Source organism: Streptomyces sp. CA-251247 (assembly GCF_050952975.1).
GTDB lineage: Bacteria > Actinomycetota > Actinomycetes > Streptomycetales > Streptomycetaceae > Streptomyces > Streptomyces achmelvichensis.
In genome coordinates this window covers 7869628-7894959 of record NZ_CP191861.1, presented here as the reverse complement: position 1 = coordinate 7894959, position 25332 = coordinate 7869628, and the positions used below count along the sequence as shown (strand labels likewise).

Sequence of the window (25332 nt, the reverse complement as noted above, 5' to 3'; positions counted from 1 at the left end):
GTCAGACGCCTGCCCAGTTACGGCAGATCAGTCCGTCGCTTCGCGGACGTCCTTTCCCTGCTCGGCGAACGCCTTGAAGTCCTGCATGTGCTGGTGCGACTGCTTGCGGAAGGCGCCGGGCATCAGAAGTCCCACCAGCTTCATCAGAAAACCGCTGAACCGGTATTCGTTCTCGCACTCCCAGAGCCCTGGCCCGTCGGGCTACTCGTCGTCGACCGCGTCCTTCTCGCGCGGCGGCCGCAGGCCACCGGGCAACCAGAGGCCGGCGCGGGACCGGGTCACCCCCGCAAGCCGTAGCGCCGGCGCGCCTCGGCCGCCGTCTTGGGCGGGACCTCACCGCGACGAGCCAGTTGGTCGAGGGCGGCCACCACAATCGACTCGGCGTCGACCTGGTAGTAGCGGCGTACCGCGTCCCGGGTGTCCGACAGACCGAAGCCGTCCGTGCCCAGCGACGAGTAGTCCTGCTGGACCCACTGGCTGATCTGGTCGGGCACCTGCCGCATCCAGTCGCTGACCGCGAGGACCGGACCCTGCGCCTCCAACAGTGCGCTGGCCACATACGGCGTACGCTCCTCACCGCGCAGCCGCGCGGCGTCCGCCTCCAGCGCGTCGCGGCGCAACTCCGTCCAGGACGTCACCGACCAGACATCGGCGTGCACGTCCCAGTCCGAGGCGAGGAGTTCCTGGGCCTTCAGCGCCCAGTGGATGGCCGTGCCCGAGGACAGCAGTTGGAGACGCGGGCCGGTTACAGCCGAATCCCCCCGGCGGAACCGGTAGATGCCGCGGACAATACCGTCCTCCACCGACGGATCGGTCGGCATGGGCGGCTGCAGCTTGGGCTCGTTGTACACCGTCAGGTAGTAGAAGACGTTCTCCGGCTGCTCGCCGAACATGCGGCGCAGCCCTTCACGGACGATCACCGCGATCTCGTAGGCGAAGGCAGGGTCGTAGCTGATCGCCGCGGGATTCGTGGCGGCCAACAGGTGGGAGTGCCCGTCTGCGTGCTGCAGACCCTCACCGGTCATCGTGGTGCGCCCGGCCGTCGCCCCGACGGCGAACCCGCGGCCCATCTGGTCGGCGAGCGCCCAGAACTGGTCTCCGGTGCGCTGGAACCCGAACATGGCGTAGAAGATGTAGAACGGGATCATCGGCTCGCCGTGTGTGGCATACGCGGTCGCCGCGGCGGTGAACTCGGCCATGGAGCCGGCCTCGGTGATGCCCTCGTCGATCAACTGGCCGTCGCGTGCCTCCTTGTAGTACAGCAACTGGTCAGCGTCGACGGGGTCGTAGGTCTGGCCGTCGGGTGAGTAGATGCCGGCCGACGGGAACAGCGACTCCATACCGAAGGTGCGGGCCTCGTCGGGAATGATCGGCACCCACCGGGCGCCGGTCTCCTGGCCGCGCATCAGGTCCTTCACCAGGCGCACGAGAGCCATCGTGGTGGCCACCTCCTGGTTGCCGAAGCCCTTCTTCAAGGATTCGAAGGGCCGTTCCGCAGGCCGCGGCAGGGGTTTGGCCACCACCCGGCGCACCGGAGCGGGCCCGCCCAGAGCGGCACGCCGATCGCGCAGATAGCGCACCTCCGGCGAGTTCTCGCCGGGATGCCAGTAGGGCACCAGGTCGCCGCTGAGCGCGCTGTCGGGGATGGAAAGTTCCAGTCGGTCTCTCATCTGCCGGAACTGCTCCATCGTCAGCTTCTTCATCTGGTGGTTCGCGTTCCGCGCCTCGAACGCCGGGCCGAGTGTGTGTCCCTTGACCGTCTGCGCGAGAATCACCGTCGGCGCGCCCTTGTGCTCCACTGCGGCCCTGTAGGCGGCGTGGACCTTGAGCGGTTCGTGCCCGCCACGCGAGGTACCGAACATCTCCATCAGCTGCGCGTCGCCGAGTCCGGCAGCCACACCGGACAGAGCGTCCCCGGTGAAGAAGTTCTTACGGATGTACGCCGCGTCTCTCGTGGCGTAGGTCTGCATCTGCGCATCGGGTACCTCGCCCAGGCGGCGTACCAGGGCACCTGTGGCCTCCTGCTGGAGCACCGGGTCCCAGGTTTCGCCCCACAAGGACTTGATGACGTTCCAGCCCGCGCCGCGGAACCGGGCCTCCAGCTCCTGGACGATCTTGGAGTTGGAGCGGACCGGGCCGTCCAGCCGCTGGAGGTTGCAGTTGACGACGAAAGTGAGGTTGTCCAGCCGTTCGCGTGCGGCGAGAGCGAGCGCCGCCATCGACTCGGGCTCGTCCATCTCCCCGTCGCCGAGAAGGGCCCAGACCCGAGACCCGGAGGTGTCCTTGATACCCCTGGCCTGAAGGTAGCGGTTGAATCGCGCCTGGTAGACCGCGCCCAGCGGGCCCAGGCCCATGGACACCGTCGGAAACTCCCACAACCACGGCAGTCGCCGGGGGTGGGGGTAGGACGGCAACCCGTGGCCGTCCGCCTCGCGCCGAAAGGCGTCCAACTGCTTCTCGCTCAGGCGCCCTTCCAGAAACAGGCGGGCGTAGATACCCGGCGCGGCATGCCCCTGCAGAAACAGCTGGTCGCCGGAACCGTCGGTGTCCTTGCCCCTGAAGAAGTGGTTGAACCCGATCTCGTAGAGCCAGGCCGCCGAGGCATACGTCGAGATGTGGCCGCCCAGTCCCAGACGGGAGCCGCGGGAGACCATCGCGGCGGCGTTCCACCGGTTCACGGCGGTGATCCGGGACTCCATCGCAAGATCGCCGGGAAAGTCCGGCTGCGCCGCCACAGGGATGGTGTTGATGTAGTCCGACGACACCAGCCCCGGCAGAACAATCCCGGACCTGGTTGCGTGCTCGTACACCCGCCGCATCAGGTACGCGGCGCGCTCCGGCCCCGCGTTTCCCAGGACGGCGTCGAGGGAGGCCTGCCACTCGGCGGTCTCCTCGGAGTCGCGGTCGGGAAGCTGGTCAAGCTGACTGATGGCGGACGGGTCGGTGGGCTGGGGGGCCGGATCACTCATAACAGCCTTCTCACAGCATGGGGGCCGGTGCGGCACCGGGGCGGGTCGGCGGCCGCACTACCAACGGCCGATCTGTGATGGTGAGGCAGCGAAGACAACGCCGACTCACCACACGTAGGACAGGCCCCGTGCTGTGGTTGTGACACCGCGCGACGAGATGGGATCCACGTCACATACCGAGTGGCCGGACGGGCGGGTGTCCCGTCCGTGGGGCGGCACTCGGAGCGGAGACGCCCTTCCGAACCGGGCGTGTGACCGCCTGTTGGGCGGGGGTGCCGCAGGCGACGTGGGCTACGTCACCGATTATTCAGCGTTCAATAAATGGCACCATGTGTCTTCGGTTCCGCTGTGTACAGTGCACGTGCCGACCCGGCCGGGTCTTCAAGGCCCCAGGCCCTCGTCACACACTCCGCGGCATCAGGCAACCGAGGTCGAGCGTCAAGCAGCGCTGTGCGGCACAGGGCACGTGGGAGACAAGCGATGAAGACAGTTGAACTGGGCAGTCAGGGACTGACCGTGTCCGGTCAGGGATTCGGCGCCATGAGCATGAGCGGGGTGTACGGCGCCAGTCATGACGAAGCGCAATCCATCGCCACGCTCAATCACGCCGTGGACCTCGGAATCACCCTCTTCGACACAGCAGAGTCCTACGGCCCGTTCGAGAACGAACGACTCCTGCGCCGCGCACTCGGCCATCGCCGCGACGAAATCGTCCTGGCGACGAAGTTCGGCCTCGACTTCACCGACGAGGGTGAACCCGGACCGCTGGACGGCCGGCCCGAACACATCCGCCGCGCCGTGGAACGGTCGCTCCGCCACCTGGGCACCGACACGATCGACCTCTACTACATGCACCGGCTGGACCCCGACACCCCCGTCGAGGAGACCATGGGTGGCATGGCAGAACTCGTCGCGGCCGGCAAGGTGCGTTACATCGGCCTGTCGGAAGTGTCCGCCGCGACGATCCGGCGCGCCCACGCCGTGCACCCGCTGACTGCCGTGCAGTCGGAGATGTCACTCTTCAGCCGCGACCTGCTGGACAACGGGACCAAAGCCGTCCTGGACGAACTCGGCATCGGGACCGTCGCGTACTCGCCCATCGGCCGCGGATTCCTGTCCGGTTCCATCCGCAGCGTGGACGACCTGGCCCCCGACGACTCGCGCCGAGGACTCCCCCGCTTCTCGCCGGAGAACATCGCGGCCAACCTCGCGCTGGTCGACCACGTACGCGCCATCGCCGAGCGACGGGGTGCCACGTCGGCCCAGGTAGCGCTGGCCTGGGTGAGCGCACAGGGTGCGGTGGCGATCCCAGGAACCAAGCGCCGCAGCTTCCTCGAGGAGAACGCCGCTGCCCAGGACATCGAACTGAACGCCGAGGAACTGGCCTCCTTGAACGAAGCCGTCCGACCGGACACCGTCAGCGGCGCGCGGTACACCCCGCAGCAGCTCGCCTCCACCGACCGCTGACCTCCCGGACCGGGCCGTTCTCAGGCTGCTACCGACACGGGCACCGTGCGGTGAGGGCCCGCCTCGGTGCAGGGGCCGCCTCGGTGCAGGGCCCGCCTCGGTGCAGGGGCCGCCTTGGTGCAGGGGCCGGGAGGGACCAGCCCGGCGTCTTCGTCAGGGCCGCCACGTCAGACGACTCTGGTGGTGGGGATCGGCGTGCGCTTGCTGAACCACCAGCGCGCCGGCCCCCCGGACCAGCATGCCTCCAGATCAATCGCGGGTCAGCCCGTTAGTCTCCTGGCATGACCGACCCCTCCCTGCGTGCCGTCACCGTCGATCGGATCGGTTCCGGAAGCTTCCAGGCCACCAACGCCCGCGGTGGCACGATCGTCTTCGGCGGCAGCGCCCTCGAAGACGGCACCGAGTTCACACCGGTCGAGCTGCTGCTGGCTGCGCTCGGCGGCTGCACGGCCGTCGACGTCGACGTCGCCACCGCCCGGCACAGCGAGCCCACCGGATTCACCGTCACCGTGGCCGGCCACAAAGTCAGCGACGAACTGGGCAACCGGATGACCGATCTCGAGCTCGTCTTCGCTGTCACCTTCCCCGACGGCGAAGCCGGAGACCGGGCCCGCGCCATCCTCCCGCGAGCGGTCAAGGTCTCCCACGACAAGCTCTGCACCGTCAGCCGCACCGTGGAGATCGGCACCCCCGTTGCGGCGAAGGTCACGTAGAACCAACCGACAGCAATGCCTGTTAGGGGCGGCTCAATCCCCACGTCTGCAGGACAAAGGGCCGCCCCTTCTCCTCACCCGTGATGAGCGGCACGTCGAGCAGTCCGAAGCCCGCCTTGGTGGCCACAGCGACGCTGGCGGCATTCTCGGCCTCCAGCTCCAGGATCACCTGCTCCTCGCCCAGTTGCTCGAAGGCGTACGTGGCCATCAACCGCACCGCCCGCGCTGCGAGCCCCTGGCCGCGGTGCGCCGGGCCGACCGCATAGCCGAGCTCCGTGCCCTCGGGGACCCGCCGCAGCATCACTTCGCCGAGCGGTGCGCCGCCGTCGACAGTGATGGCAAGCAGGATGGTCGTGCCCTCTTCCCGCATCTTCCGGTCTCGGGCCAGCCGTGCACGGGCGGCCGCTTCGTCGAAGGGAGAGACGATCGGTGTCCAGTACGCGATGTCGGGGTGGTCAAACAGCTCCGGCATCGCGGACAGGTCCGCTTCCGACCAGTCGCGGAGAACAAGTCCCTCCCCCGAAAGCTCGATCCGCTCGGGCAAGGACGACGTAGTGCTACTCATGATGGGACCTCCCGGGCCTGTTCAAGACGAGGCAGAATAACCAGGTCAGGCGTAGGCCCACGCGTATTTTCCGGGGATTCATCGGAGCCCGGCCGGTTGGTATCTGCCAGAGCCTTCGGCGGATCCCCGCAAGTACCTGCAGCAGGATTGGCGCGATTGCTCCCTCGGGGCGCCGGGACCGGAGTATGGCGGCGCTTGCTGAAGCGCAGCGACTGAGCCGGGGCGACAGTTCGCTGCCCTTACTGATCGTGGACTCGCACATCCGACGTGATCGGTCGTATGGCGTCGGTGAGGGGGACTGGCCGAGTGACACACGCCGGTACACGAGTCAGCATCAGCGGTCCTGGGTGGCTGGCTGCGCACGTACAAGTCTCCGCAGTACGACCGGACCGAAGACTCGACCAACGGCGGGCGGCGGCTTGCGCCGTTGGCTGCGGCCGACGGCGGGGACATGTGTCGGCGTACCTGAACGCTCTTGGACGCCCTGTCTACGCCGATGGGCCGGCTGCGCGTGCGGGCGGCAGCCAGGTGGAGCCATCGACGGCCCTGCGTCCCTCTACTGCGCGCCGAGTCCCATCCGTTGCTCCGGCTTCTCGAGTGAGGTGAAGCCCGCCTTGGCGTAGATCGCATGTGTGTCCGCAGTGCCCAACAGGAGCCTGCTCACAGGTCAGGACACCAGGTAGCCCAAGCTCTGACCGGTCACGGACGCAGCGATGAGATTTCCCGGCCCGGGTAGTCTCACCCCCGATATCGCCCCATCACACAGGAGGAACGTGTGGCTCAATTACTGAGAGTCCAGAACTTCACCGTCTCAAGTGACGGAATCGCTGCCGGTGAGGACCAGACCCTCGAAAGGCCGTTCGGCCATGTCGAGCCCGAGAGGATGTTCGCCTGGGCCGGAGCCACTGCGAGCTGGCCCAACCGTACCGACCCCGGCGGCAGCCGGGGCCTGGACGACTACTTCACGCGGGACTTCGCGCACAACATCGGCGCCGAGATCATGGGCCGCAACAAGTTCGGGCCCCAGCGGGGGCCCTGGCAGGACCACGAGTGGCAGGGCTGGTGGGGTGACGAACCACCGTTCCGCACTCCGGTGTTCGTCATGACCCACCACAAGCGTCCTTCGTTCACGCTTTCCGACACCACATTCCACTTCGTCGACGGCGATCCGGCCGCTGTCCTTGAGCAGGCCCGGGAAGCGGCACAGGGCAAGGACGTCCGACTCGGCGGCGGGGTGACCACCATCCGGCAGTATCTCGACGCGGACCTCGTCGACACCATGCACGTGGCGGTCTCGCCGGTGAAACTCGGGTCCGGACTACGGCTCTGGGAGTCCCCCGATGAACTGCTCGACCGGTTCCACCTGGAGGTCGTTCCCAGCCCGAGCGGGGTGACGCACCACCTGTTCTGGCGGAAGTGACTGGTCCTCAGGGCAGCCCGGGCAGCTGTTTGCCTCCCGGGGCTGCCTCCCACGCGCCGACAACAGCCGCCGTGCCTCCCACCCTCAGCAACATCACCCGACCGCGGTTGTCAGCGCCTCTCAAACCCGTCGATTTTGCGCAGCCGCTCACCGGTCCCGGCCAAGCGCGAGCGCCCCCGCCCGGCACAGCGTCCCGAGCCCGCCCACGGCCGCCGCCGTCTCCCCCAGCGCCGGATGCTCGTGGACCCCTGCTGGTCGCCGCCTGCGGCGTGGCATTCACCGGCGTAAGCACGTACTACGCCACACAGGTAGCCGTCGACCAGCTGGAGCAGTCCCGAGAAGACACGGGGGCGCAGCAGCGTCGACAGGCGTCGATGGTCACCGCCCGGTCCGAGCGGCAGAAGAACGGCGGGTTCAGCGGCGTGCCGGCAAACCGGTCACCGCGAGCAAGGTCAGCAGTTCCGGCTCGTCGTTCAGCGCTCTCCACGCCATCAGCCGCTCACCTTCGACGTCCAGCACCACGCAGTGGTGACGCGTCTGACCGATCTCGGTCCCCGCCCGGATCCGGGCCATCTGTTCCTCCAGCCGGTCGGCATGCGCTGTTGCTCCGGACGACCTCGCAGCGTGGTCCTCCTCAGCGATGCAACCGCAGGGGCCCGCAGCTCCTCCTCAGCGGCCGGGTCGTCGTGAGACGCCGGCCGGCAAGGTGAGGGGAACCCTCGAGTGCAACCACCGAAAGCCCTACCCCGCCTCTCTGGATGTCCAAGACCTGACGACTGGCCTCGATCGAACCGATCAGCAACGGAGAGCCCACCGACACGTCCAACGCCTTTGCCTGGACCTCTTAGCCCGTTCGCTCACACCTTGCCGTCCCGCTCGACGCGATGTACCCACTGCGGCGACCTGCGGAAACGCCGAGAAGGGGCGCAGTTCTGAGTCTGACTGAGTGACAGATGCGTCGGCATGTCGCATTGCAGTGATCACGGACTGTCGGTTGGCTCGTGCACGCAGCACACCACAGGCGCCGCGCAGTCAGCCCGGACGCTGCTCACCTGGAGGAACCATGCGCATCGCACGTGTCGGTCTCAAGGCCGCTCTGGTCGTCGGCGCCCTCGCACTGTCCGTGCCGACCGCCGCAGCGGCCGGGGAAAGCGACGGGGACGTCCGTATCAGCCCGGAGAAGGCATCACCGGGCACCACGGTCACCGTCAGCACCACCGCCTGCGGCAAGGAGGTCTACGGCAAGGGCGAGTCGGAGGCGGGCGGGAAGTTCCACCTCCTCGAGGGCGACCGCAAGGGCGTCCTGGTGGGTGAGTTCCAGATTCCCGAGGACGCCGAATCCGGCACCGACACCGTCACGCTCAAGTGCCCGCCACGGACCAAGGCCACTGCCGACTACAGCATCGCCGGCCGCCCCAGCGGTGCGCTCGACGCCGGCTTCGGCGGCACCGACAAGGGTAGCCAGCTCGCCGTCGGTGGCCTGCTGCTCTCCGGGGCGGTCGCCGGAGCGGTGATCAGGGCGCGCCGCCACCCTTCCGGGGCCCGGACCTGACGCTACGTTCGTCCCACGGGCCCCGGCACCGCATTGGTGCGGGGGCCCGCAGGGATTCCCGCCCCATTGCTGCCCCCGCTCCGCTGCCCAGCAAAGGCCGTACCGATGGACAACTGCCCGAGGGCGAGCGGCGCCGACGCACCGTCGCCCGGCGTCCCCTCGTTCAAGCTGCTCGCCTGCGCCGCGATCATCGGGGCCTTGCTGGTGGGCAATGCGATGCGCGACGACCGCCCCCCGCAGCCTTCGTCCGCCCACGCCCGGCCCTCGTCCACACAGCCCGCACTTCGCCACGCGCCCGAGCGTTCTGCCGTACGGCCGCTGCCTCCGTCGGACCCTGTACGGCTCCTCATTCCCGACATCGGCGTGGACGCGCCCATGATGCCTCTGGAGTTGGACAGCGAAGGGACGCTGGAGACGCCGCCTGCCGACGACCCGGGCATGGCCGGCTGGTACGCCGACGGAACGGCCCCCGGCGCGGTGGGGACGGCCGTGACGGCCGGGCACGTGGACACGCCGCTCGGGCCCGGCGTCTTCTACCAGCTCGGTGCTCTTGAGCAGGGCGACACCATCGAGGTCGTACGGGAGGACCGGCGCACCGCCGTCTTCACCGTCGACGCGGTGGAGGTCCACGACAAGGCGGACTTCCCCGACGAGAAGGTCTACGGGAACTCCGGCCGCCCGGAACTGCGGGTCATCACCTGTGGTGGCGACTACTCCAAGGGCACCGGATATCAGGGCAACATCGTCGTCTACGCGACGCTCGACCCAGAGAACTGAACGCTCGGTCCGGAGAACCAGAGGCTCCCTCCCGGTGCATCCATGACGTTGGTGGGCTCGAGAAGCAGATCACGCAGAGGGTCGGCGGGAGCGTAGTGCGGCATGGAGCCCCCATCACCACCTGCATCGGCCTCTGCCGAGCCCGCCTCAGAGACTCGCTGCTCCTGTCAATTCGCCTGTCCGCGTACCCGTCTGATTCAGGATCGGAGTCACGGCCGGGCTATCACAGGCCACGGTCACCCGGCTGACCAAGCAGTGGGGCGACGACGACGCCTTCCAGGGGCGGAACCTGTCCCAGGCCGACTACGTGTACCTACGGGCCTGCAAGCCATCGCCACGGAGCGGGACACACCGACTTCGTTCATTGCCCGCGCCCGCGTTGGATTCAGCAACCGGCAGAGACAGCAGCACGGTTGCGCAACCATGCTGCCTCCGTGGCTGTCAGATGCGGGTCGGCCAGTTTGATGGTGAGCGCCTCCTGGAGCCGCGGCGTGGGATCAGTTCCGCAACCGCCCTGGACAGCCCGCAGAAGCAGGCCCCGCCCCAGACGTGCGACGACGCCGGGGACATCAGCGCTGCCGACAGTCACCATGGTCATAGCGACATCGGCAGCGGGATCACCAGCGCCCGCATTACTCCAGTCGATCACCACAGGGCCGTGCGCTGTCAGAACGACGTTGCCCGGATGCAGGTCCAAGTGCAGCACCCGGTCATTACCTGCGGTCCCGAACCGTTTGGGCAGCCATGCCGGTGCCGGCAACGCATGGAGCCGATCGTGGAGGCCGCCCAGGGCGCGGCCGAGGGAACGTACCTGCCACGGGCGTTGCGCCAATGCCTCCAGCATCGTCGGTCCGGTCAGCCGCTCAAGAACCATGTCGGTACCGGTGACCTCGTACACCTTCGGTACCGGATACCCATTCGCCGCCAGATGCGTCATCAAGCGCGACTCAAGGTAGGTCGACCGCTCCTCATGCCGGTACCGTCGCAGCACCCTGGACTCGTCCAGGGCGAACACATCAGCGTCCCGCCCCCGCGCGATCAACTCCATGGCCGGCATTCTCTCCGAGCGACACATCGCCTGCCAACAGGATGAACGCTGCCTGATGCGGCACTAGTCGCCGGTCGTGCCGTCGAGCATCTCGCGCAGGATGTCCAGGTGGCCGTTGTGGCGGGCTGTCTCCTCCGTGAGGTGAAGGAGGATCCAGCGCAGATCGACATGGAGGCCGTCGCGGACAGCTCGCTTGGTCTTGGTGTCCAGGCTGTTCCCGGCGACCAGCTCGCGGTACTGGGCGCTCTGTTCGGCGTATTCGTCGAGCAACTGCGGAAGCGGGAAGTCGACGGCGATACGCATCTCGCGGTCGGGGTCCTCCTCGGTCCAGGGACCCTGGTCCTCCTCGCCGAGGAAGACCACCTGGAACCAGTAGTACTCGACCCAGCGCAGGTGGTTGATCACTCCGCTCATGGTCATCAGCGGCGAGCCCGGCAGGAGCGTCTTGCGGGCGTTCTCCGCAGAGACGCCCTCGCACTTGGCGCGGGCGGTGTCACGTGCGTAGTCGAGAAACGTGGTGAGCTGCGTGCGCTCGTCCCACGCGGGCGGCGTGTCATCGATTCTGGTCATCGCGCGAAGCGTCCCCGATCACCGCGACCTGTGTCGAGGCATTTTTCGCTGGGCCCAACCTGCTCCGCCCCGCGCCTTGTCGCCGCCTCGCCCACTGTGAGCCGACGCTGACCGTGGTTCGCCGGCCTGGGTGGTGCGGAGGTGTGCGTGCATGAGCTGAGCCATGAGCTGAGCGCGCCATGAGGTGCAACCCTGGCAGACGTGCGCAGGGCTGTGTGACCGGTCCGGAAGACGCCGTTCGGATCACCTGACGCGGCCCTTCAGGTGATGGTCGAGGCCCTCATGAGCCGAACAGCCGATGCGGGGGTACGACGTCTCAGCAGAATTCAGACCCTGACGCCCAGGAGGAGCTCGGTGATGTACGCAGCAGTCCGGCGGTACGAAGGAGTGACTGATCCGGCTGAGGCGGGACGCCGCGTGAACGAGGGGTTCCTACCGCTCATGCGCCAGGTTTCAGGCTTCGTGGCCTACTACTGGGTCGATGCCGGGGACGGGGTAATGGTCTCGACCAGCGTCTTCCAGGACCGGGCCGGTGCCGCGGAATCGGTCTCGAAGGCGGCGGACTTCGTGCGAGACAACCTTGCATCACTGCTCCCCAACCCTCCCCAGGTCATGGCCGGGGAAGTCTTGGCTTCCTCGTGAAAGCGGTCGAAGCAGTCGAAGGAGAGGCCGCTGAGCACGCGTGAGGCGACCATGCCGAACAGCTGTGGAGCCGGGCTGCTCCTCCTGACCGTGGGTTCGACGGCCAGCACGGCCCAGACAGCACAAAGCCCCCGGGCCACTGCCCTGGGGCTTTCGCGTGGAGCGCCTGAGCGAGCTCAACTCGCGCTCCGAGCTTGGGAATCACCGCCCTCTGAGGCCACGGCTGCGGACTGGCCGGCGGGCATCAGGCGACACCGGTCCTCTTGCTCGGCGGGGACCCCGGGCGCGCCCTCAATCCGCCTCCGGATCCTCCTCCACCGGGGGCATGAACGCCCGTAGCCACCGTTCCGTCTGGGCAACGTGAGCCTGAGCCGCGCCCGCGGCGGCGACCGGGTCGTGGTCGGCGATGGCCGTTGCGAGGATCCGGTGGTCCTCGTCGCTCTTGCGGCGCAGTTCCGGCCCCTCGGGGAGGGTGAAGACTTGGTACTTGCGCGAGCGGGCACGGAAGACCGACAGCAGGGACGCGAGCGTCGGGTTGCCGCCGATCCGGGCGATCTCCGCGTGGAAGCGGTGGTCGAGCTCGGATGCCTCGGTGGGGTCGTCGGTGGCATCCATCGTCTCGATGAGCGCGAAGAGGGCGCGCACCGTCTCGGGTGTGGACCGTGCCGCGGCCTGGGCGGCGACATGGGCCTCCAGGACCCGCCGGATCTCGTAGACCTCCAAGAGCCCGGTCAGCGGCAGCAGTTCGAGGGTCAGGGAGAGGCTGCCGATGATGTCCTCCGGCCTGAGCTGGGAGACGTAGGTGCCGGAGCCGTGCCGGGCTTCGATGACACCCAGGGCGGCAAGCATCCGCACGGCTTCACGCAACGAGCCTCGCGAGACGCCCAGTTCCTCGCAGAGATCGCCCTCGGGCGGGAGGCGCTCACCCGCGCCGAGGCGCCCGGTGCCGATCATGTGCCGTAGGCCGTGAAAAGCCCTGTCTACTGCGGACATCGGTCTCCTCCCCCGCCGGGCCGGCTCCGTGGCCGTGCCCCCGGTGCACTGTACCGAGGCAAGACATCACATGACTTCTGCGCATGCGACGAACTCATCAGATGACTCTTCTTGCATCACCCCTTGAAGGCCTGATTCCGCCATGCCAGGATGCCGAGTCATCATACGTCTCTCGGACGGCGTCTGATGTCCCAGGCCCGTCCACGTCCGGCAAAAGTGGGGTCAAGTGAGCGAGACCGAGGTCACCACCGCGCCCAGCCCTCTCATGCTGGCCGACGGCCGACCCGCTGCCCAGGCGTGGTCGCTGGACCCCGCGCTGCGGCATCTGAACCACGGTTCGTTCGGAGCGGTCCCCCTGGTGGCGCAGGAGCGACAGCACCGGCTGCGTGCGGAGATGGAACGCTCGCCCGTGGTGTGGTTCCCGGCGCTCCCCCAGCGGCTCGCCACCTCGCGCGTCGACATCGCGGCCTTCCTCGGCACCGCCCCCGACCGCCTCGCCCTGGTGCCCAACGCGAGCGCCGGCGTGAGCGTCGTCTACGCCTCCCTGATGCACCGCCCCCGCGGCGAGATCGTCGTCACCGATCACGGGTACGGAGCCGTCACCATGGGAGCGCAACGGCTCGCGCGGCGCTGGGGCGGCCGGGTCCGTACCGCCCGGGTGCCACTGGACGCCGACGAGCAGCAGGCGCACCAGGCCGTTGCGGCAGAGTTGAGCGAGGACACCGCCCTGGTCGTGGTGGACCAGATCACCTCGCCAACGGCCCGCAGAATGCCGGTGGACCTGATCGGCGCTGAGGCGCACAGGCGCGGCATCCCGTTCCTCGTCGACGCCGCGCACGCACCTGGTCTGATCGCCGCCCCGCTCGCCGGCGTCCAGGCCGACTTCTGGGTCGGCAACCTCCACAAGTGGGGCTGCGCCCCCCGCGGCACCGCGGCACTGGTCGCCCAGGGCCCGTTGAGTGAGCATCTCCACCCTCTGATCGACTCCTGGGGCGCGGCCGATCCCTATCCCGACCGCTTCGACCAGCAGGGCACGGTGGACGCCACGGCCTATCTCGCGGCGCACACGGCACTCGACTTCATCGAGCGGACCTGGGGCTGGGGCACAGCACGCCGCTACATGGGCGACCTGGCGTCCTACGCCGAGCAGATCCTCACTGCCGCCTTTGCCGAGGTGACCGGATCGGACGAGCCCGTGGACGTCGGTATGCCCGTGCCGGGCATGCGGCTGGTGCGGCTGCCCGCCGCCCTGGGCGCGAGCCGCGTCGAGGCCGACTCGCTGCGCGACCGGGTCGCCGAAGAACTGGGCGTAGAGGCGGCCTTCACCAGTTTCGACGGCGTCGGCTACCTGCGCCTGTCCGCCCACGTCTACAACACCGCCGCCGACTACGAGTACTTCGCCGAGGCTTGTGTGCCCATTCTCGGCGAGTGGGCACGGGCAGCCCGCGAAACACACGCCGCGCCGTAGCGGCGCCCCCACGCCCCTTTCCCCTCCCCGAAAGAGGTCGCACGATGAGAAAGACGACGACAGTCCTCGCCTTCGGCACCGCCGCCGCGATGATCCTGACAGGCTGTTCCACGATGAGTCCCACGGCAGGCGGGACCGTCACACTCAACATGGTCGAGAGCCTGACCAACCCCGCCCGAACCGCCCTGCTCAAGGACCTCATAGCCGACTTCGAGCAGAAGAACCCCAAGATCAAGGTCAACCTGGTCTCGCCGCCCACCGAGCAGGCCGACCAGAAGATCCAGCAGATGCTCCAGTCCGGCAGCGGTGTGGACACCCTCGAGGTGCGCGACATCACCGTCGGACCCTGGTCGAACAACGGCTGGCTGTACGACATGAAGAAGGATCTGAACGGCTGGAAGGGCTGGCAGGCCATGACGGAGAACACCGTCAAGGCCTCCCAAGACGCCAAGGGCAGGACCTACTTCGTCCCCTACGGCTTCTACGGCCTGAGCCTCTTCTACCGCACCGACCTGGTCAAGAAGGCCGGCTTCGACAAGCCACCGGCCACCTGGGAGGACCTGCTGAAGCAGGCCTCCGCCCTCCACGACCCGTCCGAGCGCCGATACGGCTACGCCTTCCGGGGCGGCTCGAACGCCAATGGCAACGCCTCCGCGATCATCGAGGCGTACGTCGCCGACGACGTCGACCCCGCGAACGGCTACCGGCTGAAGAACGGCGACACGATCTTCTCCGCGCCCGGCGCACTCGACGCCATGGAGACCTACCTCGAGCTCTTCCGGAGCGCTTCGCCGAAGTCGTCCGTCTCCTGGGGCTACCCGGAGATGGTCCAGGGCTTCTCCAACGGCTCCACGGCATTCCTGCTCCAGGACCCCGAAGTGATCGCCACTGTCTCGGAGTCCAAGTCGATCTCGAAGGACCAGTGGAGCACCACGCCCCTGGTGGCAGGCCCGAGCGGTAAGACCGTCCAGCCGCTGGCCACCGCCGGATGGGGTATCGCCAAGGGCAGCAAGCACAAGGCCGAGGCGGTCAAACTGGTCGAATTCCTGTCCCAGAGCGAGGCGTCGACGAAGTTCACCAAGGCGAACAGCCTGGTGCCGATCCTGAAGTCGGCGACCGAGGACCCCTTCTACAAGACCGGCCCCTGGGCCAGCTACGTCACCATGACGGAGAATCCGGACAAGTACCTGGTGGTCACTCAGCCGCGCGGCGTGGCCTGGTGGACCGAGTGGCAGCAGAGGGCCGACACCGACATCCAGAAGATGGTCCTCGGCAAGCTGACACCCCAGAAGCTCCTGGCCGGCTGGGACACCTACTGGACCGAGAAGTGGAAGCAGCAGTGACCACCGCCTCCACGACGAAGACGAAGCCGGGGCGCTCCTCCCGCAAAGGTGGCGCCGTGCCCCCCGCGGCGCCCCGCCGCGGACGCAGAACGGAGTTCACCACCCGGCGCGGACTGCTCATCGCCGCGTTCATGGCCCCGGCCGCCATCTTCGTCGCCGTCTTCACCTACTACCCGGTGCTCGCGGGCGGCCAGATGGCCTTCCGCAACTGGAAGCTGACGGACCTCACCGACACCTCCTGGGTGGGCCTGAAGAACGTACGGGACGTCTTCGCCGACCCCGCCTGGGGCACCGTGCTCGGCAACACAGCTCTGTGGGTGGGCGGTTCGATCGTGCCCCAGCTGGTGATCGGCTTCGCGCTCGCCCTGTGGCTGCGCCGCCACTTCCGGTTCCGCGGCCTCTACCAGGCTCTGATCTTCTTTCCCTGGGCGATCTCCGGGTTCCTTATCGGCATCCTCTTCCGCTGGATGTTCAACAGCGAGTTCGGCGTCGTCAACGACCTGCTCCAGAAGACGGGGCTGATCGACGAACCGATCGCCTGGCTGTCCGATCCCGACACGGCGATGACCGCCGTACTCATCGCCAATGTCTGGTACGGCGTCACCTTCTTCGCGATCATGATCCTGGCCGCGTTGCAGTCGATCCCCGACGAGCTCTACGAAGCGGCGGCCCTGGACGGCGCCGGCAAGGCGCGCACCCTGTTCCAGATCACGATTCCCTACATCAGGACCACGCTGGCGCTCACCGTCCTGCTGCGGATCATCTGGATCTTCAACTTCCCGGACCTGATCTTCGGTATGACAGGCGGCGGCCCCAACGACGAGACGCACATCGTGACCACCTGGATGATCAAGATCACGCAGCAGGGCGACTACGGCAAGGCCTCCGCGCTGGGTCTGATCGTGGTGGCCGGGCTGCTGCTGTTCGCGACGTTCTACCTGCTGGCCACGCGTGAGAAGCGAGAGGTGAAGCCATGATCGGCAAGGAGACCCCGGCCGGCCGGGCCGTCAAGGTCGCCTTCCTGGGAGTGTGGCTGCTGTTCACCGTGTTCCCTCTGTACTGGATCACGGTCACCTCGCTCAAAGCACCGGGCGACATCTTCGCGTTTCCGATCGCCTACTGGCCCGAGCACTTCTCGCTGCAGAACTACAGCGAGCTGTTCGGCACGGCCGACTTCGGCACCTACCTCACCAACAGCCTCGTGGTCGCCACCGTCGCCGGCGTGGTGGCCACCGTGATCTCGATGCTGTCCGCGTACGTTCTGGCGCGCTTCGAGTTCCGCACGAAGACCGCCCTGCTGATGGCCGCGCTCGTCACCCAGATGATCCCCTCCTTCATCGCACTCGGGCCGCTGTACCTGCTCATGACGGACCTCAAGCTGGTGGACAACCGACTCGGGCTCGCCCTCGTGTACATCGCCGTATGCATCCCGTTCTGCACGGTGATGCTCCGGGGGTTCTTCGAGAACATCCCGGACGCGCTCGAGGAAGCCGCCATGATCGATGGACTGTCCCGGTTCGGGGCGCTGTTCCGGGTACTGCTGCCGGTGATGCGTCCGGGAATCGTCGCCGCGTTCATCTTCAACTTCGTCAACTGCTGGAACGAGTTGTTCCTGTCGGTGACTCTCATGAACAGCGATGCCAACAAAACCGTCCCGACCGCGCTGAACGGATTCATCTCCAGCTTCAACATCGACTGGGGATCGATGTCAGCGGCCGCCGTACTCACCATCCTGCCCACGATGGTCCTGTTCGCCTTCGCCAGCCGCCACATCGTCCAGGGGCTCACGTCCGGCGCCGTCAAAGGATGACCGGACGAAAGTAGACGAGCAGGCCGACCACCGCCGGCCCGCGCCAACCCGAACCCGGAACCGTGGGTGGTGCCGCTGCCGCCGACCGCTACGAGCCAGGAGCTGTCCGGGCGATCACCGACATCCACCAGGCCTTCCTCACCCACGGCTGCGCAGTCATCTGCTGGCGGCGCCTCAAAAGGCAGTGCTGATCTGAGCCCTCAGCCCGAACCGGCGACCAGTGCCTCGCCGAGCGGGGTGCGCCGGTAGAGCACCGACCGTCCGGACCGGGCGCGGACGAGCAGCCCCGCGCCTCGCAGGATGGCGAGGTGGTCTCCAACCGCGCCGGGTGCCATGGCGAGGCTTCGGGCGAGGTGGCTGGTACTGGCCGGGGCGTCCAGTGCCAACAGCAGCCGGGCTCGGGCCCGGCCGACCAGAGCGGTCAGCGTGTCCGGTTGGGGGACGGTCGCCTGTTCGCCCCACAGGGCGGCGGTGCCGCGGGCGGGATAGACCAAGGTCCTGGGCCAGGGGTCTTCCAGGTGGGCGGCGATATTCCCGACGAAGACCGAAGGGATCAGCAGTAGCCCGTCGCCGGCGAGGCGGACGTTTCCGACTGGGGGGAAGAAGCCGATCTCGATACCGCCGGCGCGCCAGTCGATGCTCGGGTGCAGGCTCTCGATGGTCGTGGCCCATCCGTGTTCGCCGATCACACCCACCCGGTGCACGACATCGCGCTCACAGATCGCGCGCAGTTGCGGCCAGTCCGTGGCGAGCAACTCGTGCCACGCCTGGTCCATCGCCTCGGCGATCCTGGAGACCGCGTCCGTGGAGTCCAGCACTGCGCGTACGCGGGGATCATGGGCGTACGGGCCGGTCGCGGTGGTGGCGAACTCGTGGCGGGCCGCTTCCAGCGGTGTGGCCCGGATCATGGCCAGGTCGTCTGCCCAGGTCTGGTTCAGGCCGCGTGGGGGCGGGGCGACGAAGTTCGGTCCGGATTGCGGGGTGTGCAGGGCGAGGGCGGCGTCCAGTTCGGTCTCGCGGCGAAGCCGTTCAAAGGCCGGCAGGAGCCGGGTGGCCCAGGCTCGCGGCAGCGGCCGGTTCTGGCCGGCGAGCGAGCGTAGTAGCAAGCAGAGGTCCATCGCGGGCGACAGTGCGAAGCGGCTGCGCAGCAGGTCCTCGACCAAGACTTCGAAGCGGAGCACCCTGTGATGCTACCGCCGGACGTCTGTTCCGATTCGTCCAGCGACGAATCATTGGTGAGGGGCGTGGGCACACGGCGAGGCTGGGCGTCATGATCCCAACCGCCGAACCCGCGCAGGGCAACCACCGTGCCACCTACCGGGAGGTGCTGGCCGAGCCGCGATTCCGGCTGCTCTTCTCGACCCGCGCCGTCGCGATCACTGCGGGCTCGCTGCGGATCACCACGTTCTCGGTGCTGGTCTTCGCGGCCACCGGCTCCGCGCTGTTGAGCGCACTGGCCTTCGGCATCGGCTTTCTCCCGCAGTTGTTCGGCTCGCTGCTGCTGGGCTCACTGGCCGACCAACTGCCGCCCCGCGCGCTCATCGCCGGTGGCTACGCCGTGGAGGCCGCCGCCGCCCTGCTGCTCGCCCTGGTGCGGATGCCGATCGCGGCAAGCCTCGGTGTCGTGGCGCTGGCCGCCCTCGCCACACCGGTGTTCGGCGGCGCGTCGAGTCGGCTCGTCGCGCAGTGGCTGAAGGGCGACGCCTATGTACTGGGCCGTTCACTGAACAACATCGCCTCCTCTGGCGCGCAATTGTTCGGTCTGGCGCTGGGAGGTGCGGTCGTCGCGGTACTCGGCCCGCACCGGGCGCTCGCGGTGAGCGCCGCCCTCTACCTCGGCTGCGCGGTCGCCATCCGCGTCCGGCTACCCCGGCTGGAGCTGGGAGAGTTCGGCGGCACACCCGGCAGCGCTCGGGGCGACGGCGGGGCCGTCCGGGCAAGCCTGCACGGTGCCGGCCTGCTGCTGCGCGGACACACGGTACGACGACTGATGCTGGCCCAGTGGCTGCCGCCCGCGTTCGTAGCGGGCGCGGAAGGTCTGATCGTCGCCTACGCGGGAGGACGCCACTTCGCGCCCGGCTGGTACGCGGTGCTGATGGGCTGTCTGCCGGTCGGCATGCTTGTCGGTGACCTGCTGGTGGGTCGGCTGCTTCGGCCACCCACCCGGGAGCGCCTGGTAGTCCCGTTGATTGCGCTGACGGGACTGCCGCTGGTCGGATTCGCTACCGAGCCCGGAGTGGGCGTCTCGTCCTGTCTGCTGCTGCTCTGCGGCTTCGGATTGGCCTACGGTCTCGGCCTGCAACGGCCGTTCCTGGACGCCCTGCCGCAGGATGGCCAGGGCCAGGCCTTCGGTCTGCTCGGCTCCGGCAGCATGACGCTGCAGGGCGTCGGGCCGGCCTGCTTCGGCTCGGTGGCCGCAGGCATCGGAACAGGCGGCGCAATCGCCCTGGCAGGCGGCGCGGCGGTGCTTACCGCCGGCTGGATTCTCACCTGGCACCCGCCCGCCTCCCCGGTCCCCGTCCCGAACCACTCGACGGGATCACAGAACGGCGCCGAACAGCATGCGTGTAGTTCTCCTGCTCAGTAACCGTCGCAGGTCGGGTCGGCCGCGAGCCGTCACGCACCCCACCCCCACCCCCACCCCCACCCCCACGTCACTCTGACAGACAGTCATTCCCGGTAGTTCATTGTGTGAGGAGTCCTCAGCCTCGGCTCTGCCGGCCGTTGCGGACTACGTACGGGATCTTGAGACCACGAACAACCCATGGAAGGTTCAGGCCACATGATCGACAAATTCGCGAAGGACAACCTGCACGGGAGACTGCGGCGGGACCGCAAGGCGCTCCTCTGGAAGCTCGACGGCTTGTCCGAATACGACGCCCGCCGACCTTTGACAGCGACCGGGACCAACCTCCTCGGCCTGGTCAAACACGTCGCCACCGTCGAGGCCAGGTACTTCGGCGAGGTCTTCGACCGCCCTTCCCCGGAACCGCTGCCCCGGTGGCAGGACCACGACGGCAGTGATCAGTGGGCGACCGAGGACGAGACCCGCGATCAGATCATCGGGTTCTACCGGCGCACATGGGAACACTCGGACGCGACGATCAACGAGCTTCCCCTCGACGCCCCCGGCCACGTGCCGTGGTGGGCGGAGCCTTATCCCAACACGAACCTGTTCGCCATCATGGTCCATGTCCTCGGCGAGTCCATCCGGCATGCCGGGCACGCCGACATCCTGCGCGAGGGCCTCGACGGCCGGACCGGGGTGCGCGCCGAAAACGAGATGCCGATCGACGAGGAAGCCCGTGCAGCCTACTGCGCGAAGATCGAGCAGGCCGCCAGGTCGGCACCATCAATCAAGGCTTAGTCGGACGTATCAGGGAGCCTGACATCAGCTCCCCTACCGGCGCTCCCGCCCCAGGCTCGCAACAACGCCCAGGCACGGGGCAGTCACATGATCGCCCGGACAGCTCCTATCGAACGAGGAGGTCACCACAGAAGCAGCCAGAGCTGGAGGCATCGCCGCAACGGGCGCCGTTGCTAAGAACGGCGGGCGCCTCCTGGGAAGAAGGGCACCCTGGGGGCAGCATCAGCAACGGCGCGCAGGACGCCCGTGCCGGTGAGCATCAGCACAGACAGCGGCTGACCCGCCCATCGCGTCAGACCCTTTTGCAGGTCCGGGTCGAGTTCGATCGTCACGCTGACATATCTCGTGCGCAGCATGGTGACCTTCGAGGGCCGAGCAGCGCTTTCCCTTCCGCGATCCAGTGCCGCACGGTACCTGTCCCTGCGCTCCTTCATACCGCTTCCTGACGCTTGATGAGTTCCTCGGCGAGGTCCATGTACGCCGAGCCCTTTGCTCGGACCGGGCTCCCGAACGACTGGGCGTACAGGTCGAGTCGTGCGATCTGGGTGTCCAGCACCACGAAGCCCCACTCGGTGAGCGCCTCGCGAGCATCGGCATCGGGGCCCGTACGCGTGGCATCGGCACGATTGGTGCGATTCAGCACGACCACGGCCCGGGCCGGCTCGGCGCGCAGGGACTGCACCTCGTCCATCTCGGAACGGATCGGTGCCATCCGGTCCAGCTCGATAGGCGCGGGGGTAACGGGGACAATCCACTCGTTCGCATACCTCATGATGCTGCGGGCGATGCGCGGATGGTCCTCCAACTGCGGCGCGTCGAGCACCACTGCCCGCCTGTCGCCCAGGAAGTCGTTCACACGGCGGTGCACGTCTCCGACCGGCAGGGCGATGACCGGAAATGGAAAACCCTCCGCCAGCTCACTCCAGCGCAGAGCGGAGGAGGCTGGATCGCCGTCGACCAGGAGCGGCGAGTAGCCCGACTCGTGAAGGGCATGTGCCAGCCACACAGCACTGGTCGTCTTGCCGACTCCGGGCTTAAGGTTCACAAAGGCGCAGCTCAACGACACACGAGGAACCTAACGGGCGTGATCTCCTGCTGGAGTTCTCCGCGGGTGCGACGCTCTGCGGTTCACCCGTACGCAGTCAGGAACGACAGGCTGGGGTGGCACGCTCCACCTTCGGCAGGTGGAAGGTCGGCAAGGACGCTGTCGACAGAGACTTCGGCGGCGCGAGAGCAATGGGAGTACGAACTCCTCGGAGAGAGCCTGCCGTGGAGGGTCGGCTGGTACGAGCACGACGAGGAGGAGATACGCGCCGAACTGGTCGCCTGGCTCCTCGGCCACGCCGCGGCGCGGCTCCGCGCGTCCGGCGCATCGGCGGATCTGCAGCACCGGATACGGCTGCTCGGACTCACCGGCGAGGACCGCTGGACGGATCCGCATTGGCCCGGCCACGGCTACTGACCGAGAAGCTCTGCCTTCTGAAGACGCCGAACGTGGAGCTGGAGCCGGATCTCCTGCACCGAGCCAGGCAGGCCACCGACTCGACAGGCACCTGCGCCATCTCGTCCACAGGAATCCACTCGCTGCGCGAGACCGCCGCTTCTAGTCTGCATCGGGTGATGACAGCCGATGACGTGTTGCTCGTCCTCGCCCTGTTGCGGCGAGCGGAGGTGGATGTCTGGATCGGTGGAGGATGGGGGATCGACGCTCTGCTCGGCGAGCAGACCCGGGACCATCGCGACCTGGACCTGATGCACCGGCAGGACCAGGAGGCCGCCGTGATGTCGGCCCTCTCGGCGGAAGGTTTCGAGGAGACCCTTGACTGGAGGCCCGTCCGATTCGTCGTGACGGCTCCGGACGGGCGAGAGATTGACCTTCATCCTCTGGTCTTCTCCGACGAGGGCTCAGCAGTACAGGCATCGCCCGATCCCCACAGTTCTTTCTTCTACCCCTCCGCCTGCTTCGTGACGGGCACCGTCCTGGGGACGCCCGTCCCGTGCTTGTCCGCCGATCAGCAGGTCTACTTTCACCAGGGATACGAACCGTCGGAGCGCGATCGGCACGACATGGCGCAGCTCCGCCGCGTCTTCGGGATCGCCACGCACTTTTGAGCGGCACGCGGGCCGTCCCCTGGTCGGATGGTGGAACGGTTGGGCGCGTCATCCGGTGGGCCTTGGCTGGAGCTCGGTCAGGGTGTCCAGGCCGGAGGTCGCTTTTCGCAGAAGGCGAGGGCGCCTTCTGCGGCCGAGTTCGTGTCGAAGACGGGTGCGGTGTACGGGTCCTGAGCGGTGAACGCCGCATGGTCGTCGAGGCCGCGGGTGGCGGCGACGACCTGGCGGGTGATCCGGACCGCGTGGGGGGAGTTGGCGCTGATCCGCCCGGCGAGGGCGATCGCGGCGTCCAGGGCTTTGCCCTCGCCGGTGAGCTGGTTGACGAGCCCGTGCCGGGCGGCGTCCGCGGCCGGGAGCGGGGAGGCGGTCAGGAGCATTTCCATGGCCAGGTGGTGAGGGATGCGGCCGGGGAGACGAATGGCTCCGCCTTCTGAGGCGATGAGGCCGCGGGCCACTTCGGGCAGCGCGAAGAAGGCGGTGTCGGCGGCGGTGACCAGGTCGCACGCGAGGACGAATTCGAAGCCGCCGGCGACCGCTGCCCCTTCGACGGCGGCGATGAGCGGCTTCGACCGGAGGGCGCGGGTCAGTCCGGCCAGTCCTCGGTCCGCGACCCTCGGTACTCCTTCGTCGGGGAAGGCCTTGAGGTCCATGCCGGAGCAGAAGTGGCCGCCCGCGCCGGTGAGGACGCCGACCTCGAGGTGCGGATCGTCTTCCAGGGCTGTCAGGGCGGTGTCGACAGCGTCGGCCAGCCCTTGGTTGATCGCATTACGGACGCGGGGCCGGTTCAGGGTGATGACCAGGACGCCGTCGCGGCGATCGGTCAGCACTACGGGTTGCGTGGGTTGCGTGTTCATCATGTCCTTCCAGATCAGGAGGCGGTGCGGTCGGCGAAGGAGGGGTCAGCGTCGGACGAGGGGCAGGGCGGCGAGTCCGCGCATGACACGGGCCGGGCGCCAGGGCAATTCGTCCGCCGGCTTGGCCAACTCCACGGCGGCGAGCCGCTTCAGCAGCAGGGGGAAGGCCACGGCGCCTTCCAGACGTGCCAGGGCCGCGCCGATGCAGAAATGGAGCCCGTACCCGAAGGCGAGGTGATCGTTGGGTGTGCGACCCAGGTCCAGGAGGTCGGCATCCCGGAAGCGCTCCTCGTCACGGTTGGCGGACCCGATCAAGAGACTCACGATGTCGCCCGTGCCAATGGTCCGGTCGTGCAGGCCGATCGGAGCAGCGGCGCACCGGAATGTCGCGTCCCGGACAGGCGAGTCGTAGCGCAGGAGCTCCTCGACCGCGGTGGTGACAAGACGGGAACCGGCATCCTGCGCGGCGAGGCGGGCGGCCTCGGCAGGGTGGCGCAGCAGGGCGAGCATTCCGTTGCCGAGCAGGTTCATGGTGGTGTCGTGGCCGACCAGCAGCAAGAGGTAGGCGGTGGAGCGCAGTTCCTCCTCGCTGATCGTCCCGCTCTCGTCCCCGGCTCGCACGAGGGCGCCGAGCAGGTCCATGCCGCCGGGCCCCTCGCCGGACCGCTTGTCGACGATCAGCGCGTCCAGCAGCCTTCGCAGCTCCCGTTCGGCGCGGGCCGGGTCGGCGGAGGCCTCGGGGGCGATGGTGGCCATGAGAGTGTCTCTGGTTTCCGCTGTGTCGAGGTGTTCGGGGACGCCGAGGATGGCGCAGATCATCCGGAACGTCAGCGGCGCCGCGAAGTCGGCGATCAGATCGACGTGTGTGTGGTGCTCGACCCGGTCGAGCAGCCGGTGCGCGACCGCGTTGATGAAAGGTTCCAGCATGGCGATGCGGCGGGGCACGAACGCGGTGTTGACCAGGGTCCGCAGCCGGGTGTGGTCCGGCGGGTCGGCGTGGACCAGGTGCCGGTTGAAGCCGGCCGGCCCCGGCACGTATCCCGGAACCCGGTCCGGGTCCTTGCTCAGACGGGAATCGGTGAGCAGAGCGCGTACGTCCTCGTAGCGGGAGACCTGCCACACCGCGGGCCGTCCCGGCCGCCGCTCGACATGCGCAGGCGCATGGCGGCGGAGCCACGCAAAGTACGGGTACGGATCCCGCACCCGCGCGGCCACAAGGTCGGCCGGCGGGTGGGCGGCTTGAGCAGGCACGGCTTCTCCAGCGCAGTGTTGATCAACAGACACCACACCAACGAAGCCCCTCACCAGGGGATACGGCAGCACGCAACCGTGCAGGCGCACCCATTCCCGCCGGGAGGAACATCAGCAAGCCCAGCGCACTCGATCACACGCCCTCTTCAAAGCCGCGCTACCCTCCCCGCGTTGCCACCACCCCAGACCGGCCATCCAGGTTCCGTCCAGGATCGGACGAACGGATCAGCCGCAGTCACCTCGCTGCGCACCACCGTTGAAGCACTGCCCTGTCCCCCGGTCCCCGGTTCAGTCCGCTCCTGACAGTGATGCATGCCCCGCATGCGGGCACATAGAGCTCCTCATGCGGGCACGTAGAGGGGCCGCCGGCGTCTTCATTCTTTCGCTGGAACACCTGTCTTCCTTCAGCCG

General features: G+C 68.0%; 24 protein-coding genes. 14 read left to right on the top strand and 10 right to left on the bottom strand.

Features of this window, described 5'->3' with window-relative positions; all coding sequences use genetic code 11:
- Positions 1–278 precede the first annotated feature (278 nt).
- Positions 279–2969, bottom strand: coding sequence for a pyruvate dehydrogenase (acetyl-transferring), homodimeric type (gene aceE, locus ACQPWZ_RS35260; protein WP_433573537.1), 2691 nt, complete (start codon positions 2967–2969; stop codon positions 279–281).
- A gap of 480 nt (positions 2970–3449) precedes the next feature.
- On the opposite strand from aceE, the gene ACQPWZ_RS35255 reads away from it, so the two are divergent.
- Both ACQPWZ_RS35255 and ACQPWZ_RS35250 read left to right on the top strand, forming a co-directional pair.
- A complete protein-coding gene (locus ACQPWZ_RS35255; protein WP_433573536.1) occupies positions 3450–4436 on the top strand; it encodes an aldo/keto reductase in 987 nt (328 codons plus the stop codon).
- A 281-nt stretch (positions 4437–4717) separates the two neighbouring features.
- Positions 4718–5149 (top strand): OsmC family protein, encoded by a 432-nt coding sequence (locus ACQPWZ_RS35250; RefSeq protein WP_340477497.1) that lies wholly within the window; start codon positions 4718–4720, stop codon positions 5147–5149.
- A 22-nt stretch (positions 5150–5171) separates the two neighbouring features.
- On the opposite strand, the gene ACQPWZ_RS35245 is transcribed toward ACQPWZ_RS35250, so the two are convergent.
- On the bottom strand, positions 5172–5714 hold the full coding sequence (locus ACQPWZ_RS35245) for a GNAT family N-acetyltransferase (RefSeq protein WP_356703222.1): 543 nt from the start codon (positions 5712–5714) through the stop codon (positions 5172–5174).
- A 775-nt stretch (positions 5715–6489) separates the two neighbouring features.
- On the opposite strand from ACQPWZ_RS35245, the gene ACQPWZ_RS35240 reads away from it, so the two are divergent.
- The gene (locus ACQPWZ_RS35240; protein WP_433573535.1) at positions 6490–7134 is read left to right on the top strand and encodes a dihydrofolate reductase family protein; all 645 of its coding nucleotides are present in this window, start codon (positions 6490–6492) and stop codon (positions 7132–7134) included.
- Positions 7135–7548: 414 nt separating this feature from the next.
- On the opposite strand, the gene ACQPWZ_RS35235 is transcribed toward ACQPWZ_RS35240, so the two are convergent.
- Positions 7549–7707 carry a hypothetical protein gene (locus ACQPWZ_RS35235; RefSeq protein WP_433573534.1) on the bottom strand — a complete coding sequence of 53 codons (159 nt, stop codon included), beginning with the start codon at positions 7705–7707 and terminating at the stop codon, positions 7549–7551.
- 490 nt (positions 7708–8197) lie between these two features.
- Between ACQPWZ_RS35235 and ACQPWZ_RS35230 the strand changes: the two genes are divergently transcribed.
- Positions 8198–8686 carry a sortase gene (locus tag ACQPWZ_RS35230; RefSeq protein WP_433573533.1) on the top strand — a complete coding sequence of 163 codons (489 nt, stop codon included), beginning with the start codon at positions 8198–8200 and terminating at the stop codon, positions 8684–8686.
- A 216-nt stretch (positions 8687–8902) separates the two neighbouring features.
- On the top strand, positions 8903–9463 hold the full coding sequence (locus ACQPWZ_RS35225; RefSeq protein ID WP_423247743.1) for a class F sortase: 561 nt from the start codon (positions 8903–8905) through the stop codon (positions 9461–9463).
- A gap of 385 nt (positions 9464–9848) precedes the next feature.
- Here the strand turns inward: ACQPWZ_RS35225 and ACQPWZ_RS35220 are convergent, their stop codons facing one another.
- Together ACQPWZ_RS35220 and ACQPWZ_RS35215 are read right to left on the bottom strand one after the other, a co-directional pair.
- Positions 9849–10511, bottom strand: a complete 663-nt coding sequence (locus tag ACQPWZ_RS35220; RefSeq protein ID WP_433573532.1) for a phosphotransferase — start codon at positions 10509–10511, stop codon at positions 9849–9851.
- A gap of 63 nt (positions 10512–10574) precedes the next feature.
- Positions 10575–11081 carry a DinB family protein gene (locus ACQPWZ_RS35215; protein WP_340477483.1) on the bottom strand — a complete coding sequence of 169 codons (507 nt, stop codon included), beginning with the start codon at positions 11079–11081 and terminating at the stop codon, positions 10575–10577.
- Positions 11082–11438: 357 nt separating this feature from the next.
- Between ACQPWZ_RS35215 and ACQPWZ_RS35210 the strand changes: the two genes are divergently transcribed.
- Positions 11439–11723, top strand: coding sequence for a hypothetical protein (locus tag ACQPWZ_RS35210; protein ID WP_356703206.1), 285 nt, complete (start codon positions 11439–11441; stop codon positions 11721–11723).
- A gap of 291 nt (positions 11724–12014) precedes the next feature.
- On the opposite strand, the gene ACQPWZ_RS35205 is transcribed toward ACQPWZ_RS35210, so the two are convergent.
- Entirely contained in the window at positions 12015–12716 is a 702-nt protein-coding gene (locus ACQPWZ_RS35205) for a FadR/GntR family transcriptional regulator (RefSeq protein ID WP_340477479.1), read from the bottom strand.
- A gap of 226 nt (positions 12717–12942) precedes the next feature.
- Between ACQPWZ_RS35205 and ACQPWZ_RS35200 the strand changes: the two genes are divergently transcribed.
- From ACQPWZ_RS35200 to ACQPWZ_RS35185, 4 genes are read left to right on the top strand one after another with little or no spacing between them, the layout of a single operon-like run.
- Positions 12943–14184: an aminotransferase class V-fold PLP-dependent enzyme gene (locus tag ACQPWZ_RS35200; protein WP_433573531.1), complete on the top strand. Its 1242-nt coding sequence runs from the start codon at positions 12943–12945 to the stop codon at positions 14182–14184.
- Between the two features lie 44 nt (positions 14185–14228).
- Complete coding sequence (locus ACQPWZ_RS35195; RefSeq protein WP_433573530.1) at positions 14229–15527, top strand: extracellular solute-binding protein; 1299 nt, start codon at positions 14229–14231, stop codon at positions 15525–15527.
- The gene (locus tag ACQPWZ_RS35190; protein WP_433573529.1) at positions 15524–16504 is read left to right on the top strand and encodes a carbohydrate ABC transporter permease; all 981 of its coding nucleotides are present in this window, start codon (positions 15524–15526) and stop codon (positions 16502–16504) included. Before ACQPWZ_RS35195 ends, ACQPWZ_RS35190 begins: the two co-directional genes overlap by 4 nt.
- Positions 16501–17337 (top strand): carbohydrate ABC transporter permease, encoded by an 837-nt coding sequence (locus ACQPWZ_RS35185; protein WP_340477476.1) that lies wholly within the window; start codon positions 16501–16503, stop codon positions 17335–17337. The genes ACQPWZ_RS35190 and ACQPWZ_RS35185 overlap by 4 nt, the downstream gene beginning before the upstream one ends.
- Positions 17338–17537: 200 nt before the next feature.
- Here the strand turns inward: ACQPWZ_RS35185 and ACQPWZ_RS35180 are convergent, their stop codons facing one another.
- A complete protein-coding gene (locus ACQPWZ_RS35180; RefSeq protein WP_433573528.1) occupies positions 17538–18518 on the bottom strand; it encodes a winged helix-turn-helix domain-containing protein in 981 nt (326 codons plus the stop codon).
- A gap of 89 nt (positions 18519–18607) precedes the next feature.
- Between ACQPWZ_RS35180 and ACQPWZ_RS35175 the strand changes: the two genes are divergently transcribed.
- Entirely contained in the window at positions 18608–19924 is a 1317-nt protein-coding gene (locus ACQPWZ_RS35175) for an MFS transporter (protein WP_433573527.1), read from the top strand.
- A 195-nt stretch (positions 19925–20119) separates the two neighbouring features.
- Complete coding sequence (locus ACQPWZ_RS35170; protein WP_433573926.1) at positions 20120–20704, top strand: DinB family protein; 585 nt, start codon at positions 20120–20122, stop codon at positions 20702–20704.
- Between the two features lie 430 nt (positions 20705–21134).
- Here ACQPWZ_RS35170 and ACQPWZ_RS35165 read toward each other — a convergent pair whose 3' ends face one another.
- The gene (locus ACQPWZ_RS35165; protein ID WP_340477471.1) at positions 21135–21749 is read right to left on the bottom strand and encodes a ParA family protein; all 615 of its coding nucleotides are present in this window, start codon (positions 21747–21749) and stop codon (positions 21135–21137) included.
- Between the two features lie 66 nt (positions 21750–21815).
- On the opposite strand from ACQPWZ_RS35165, the gene ACQPWZ_RS35160 reads away from it, so the two are divergent.
- Together ACQPWZ_RS35160 and ACQPWZ_RS35155 are read left to right on the top strand one after the other, a co-directional pair.
- Positions 21816–22166, top strand: coding sequence for a hypothetical protein (locus ACQPWZ_RS35160; protein WP_433573526.1), 351 nt, complete (start codon positions 21816–21818; stop codon positions 22164–22166).
- A gap of 158 nt (positions 22167–22324) precedes the next feature.
- Positions 22325–22816: a nucleotidyltransferase domain-containing protein gene (locus ACQPWZ_RS35155; protein WP_433573925.1), complete on the top strand. Its 492-nt coding sequence runs from the start codon at positions 22325–22327 to the stop codon at positions 22814–22816.
- Positions 22817–22893: 77 nt separating this feature from the next.
- Here ACQPWZ_RS35155 and ACQPWZ_RS35150 read toward each other — a convergent pair whose 3' ends face one another.
- Together ACQPWZ_RS35150 and ACQPWZ_RS35145 are read right to left on the bottom strand one after the other, a co-directional pair.
- Positions 22894–23643 (bottom strand): crotonase/enoyl-CoA hydratase family protein, encoded by a 750-nt coding sequence (locus tag ACQPWZ_RS35150; protein WP_433573525.1) that lies wholly within the window; start codon positions 23641–23643, stop codon positions 22894–22896.
- A gap of 72 nt (positions 23644–23715) precedes the next feature.
- On the bottom strand, positions 23716–24921 hold the full coding sequence (locus ACQPWZ_RS35145; RefSeq protein ID WP_433573524.1) for a cytochrome P450 family protein: 1206 nt from the start codon (positions 24919–24921) through the stop codon (positions 23716–23718).
- Positions 24922–25332 lie beyond the last annotated feature (411 nt).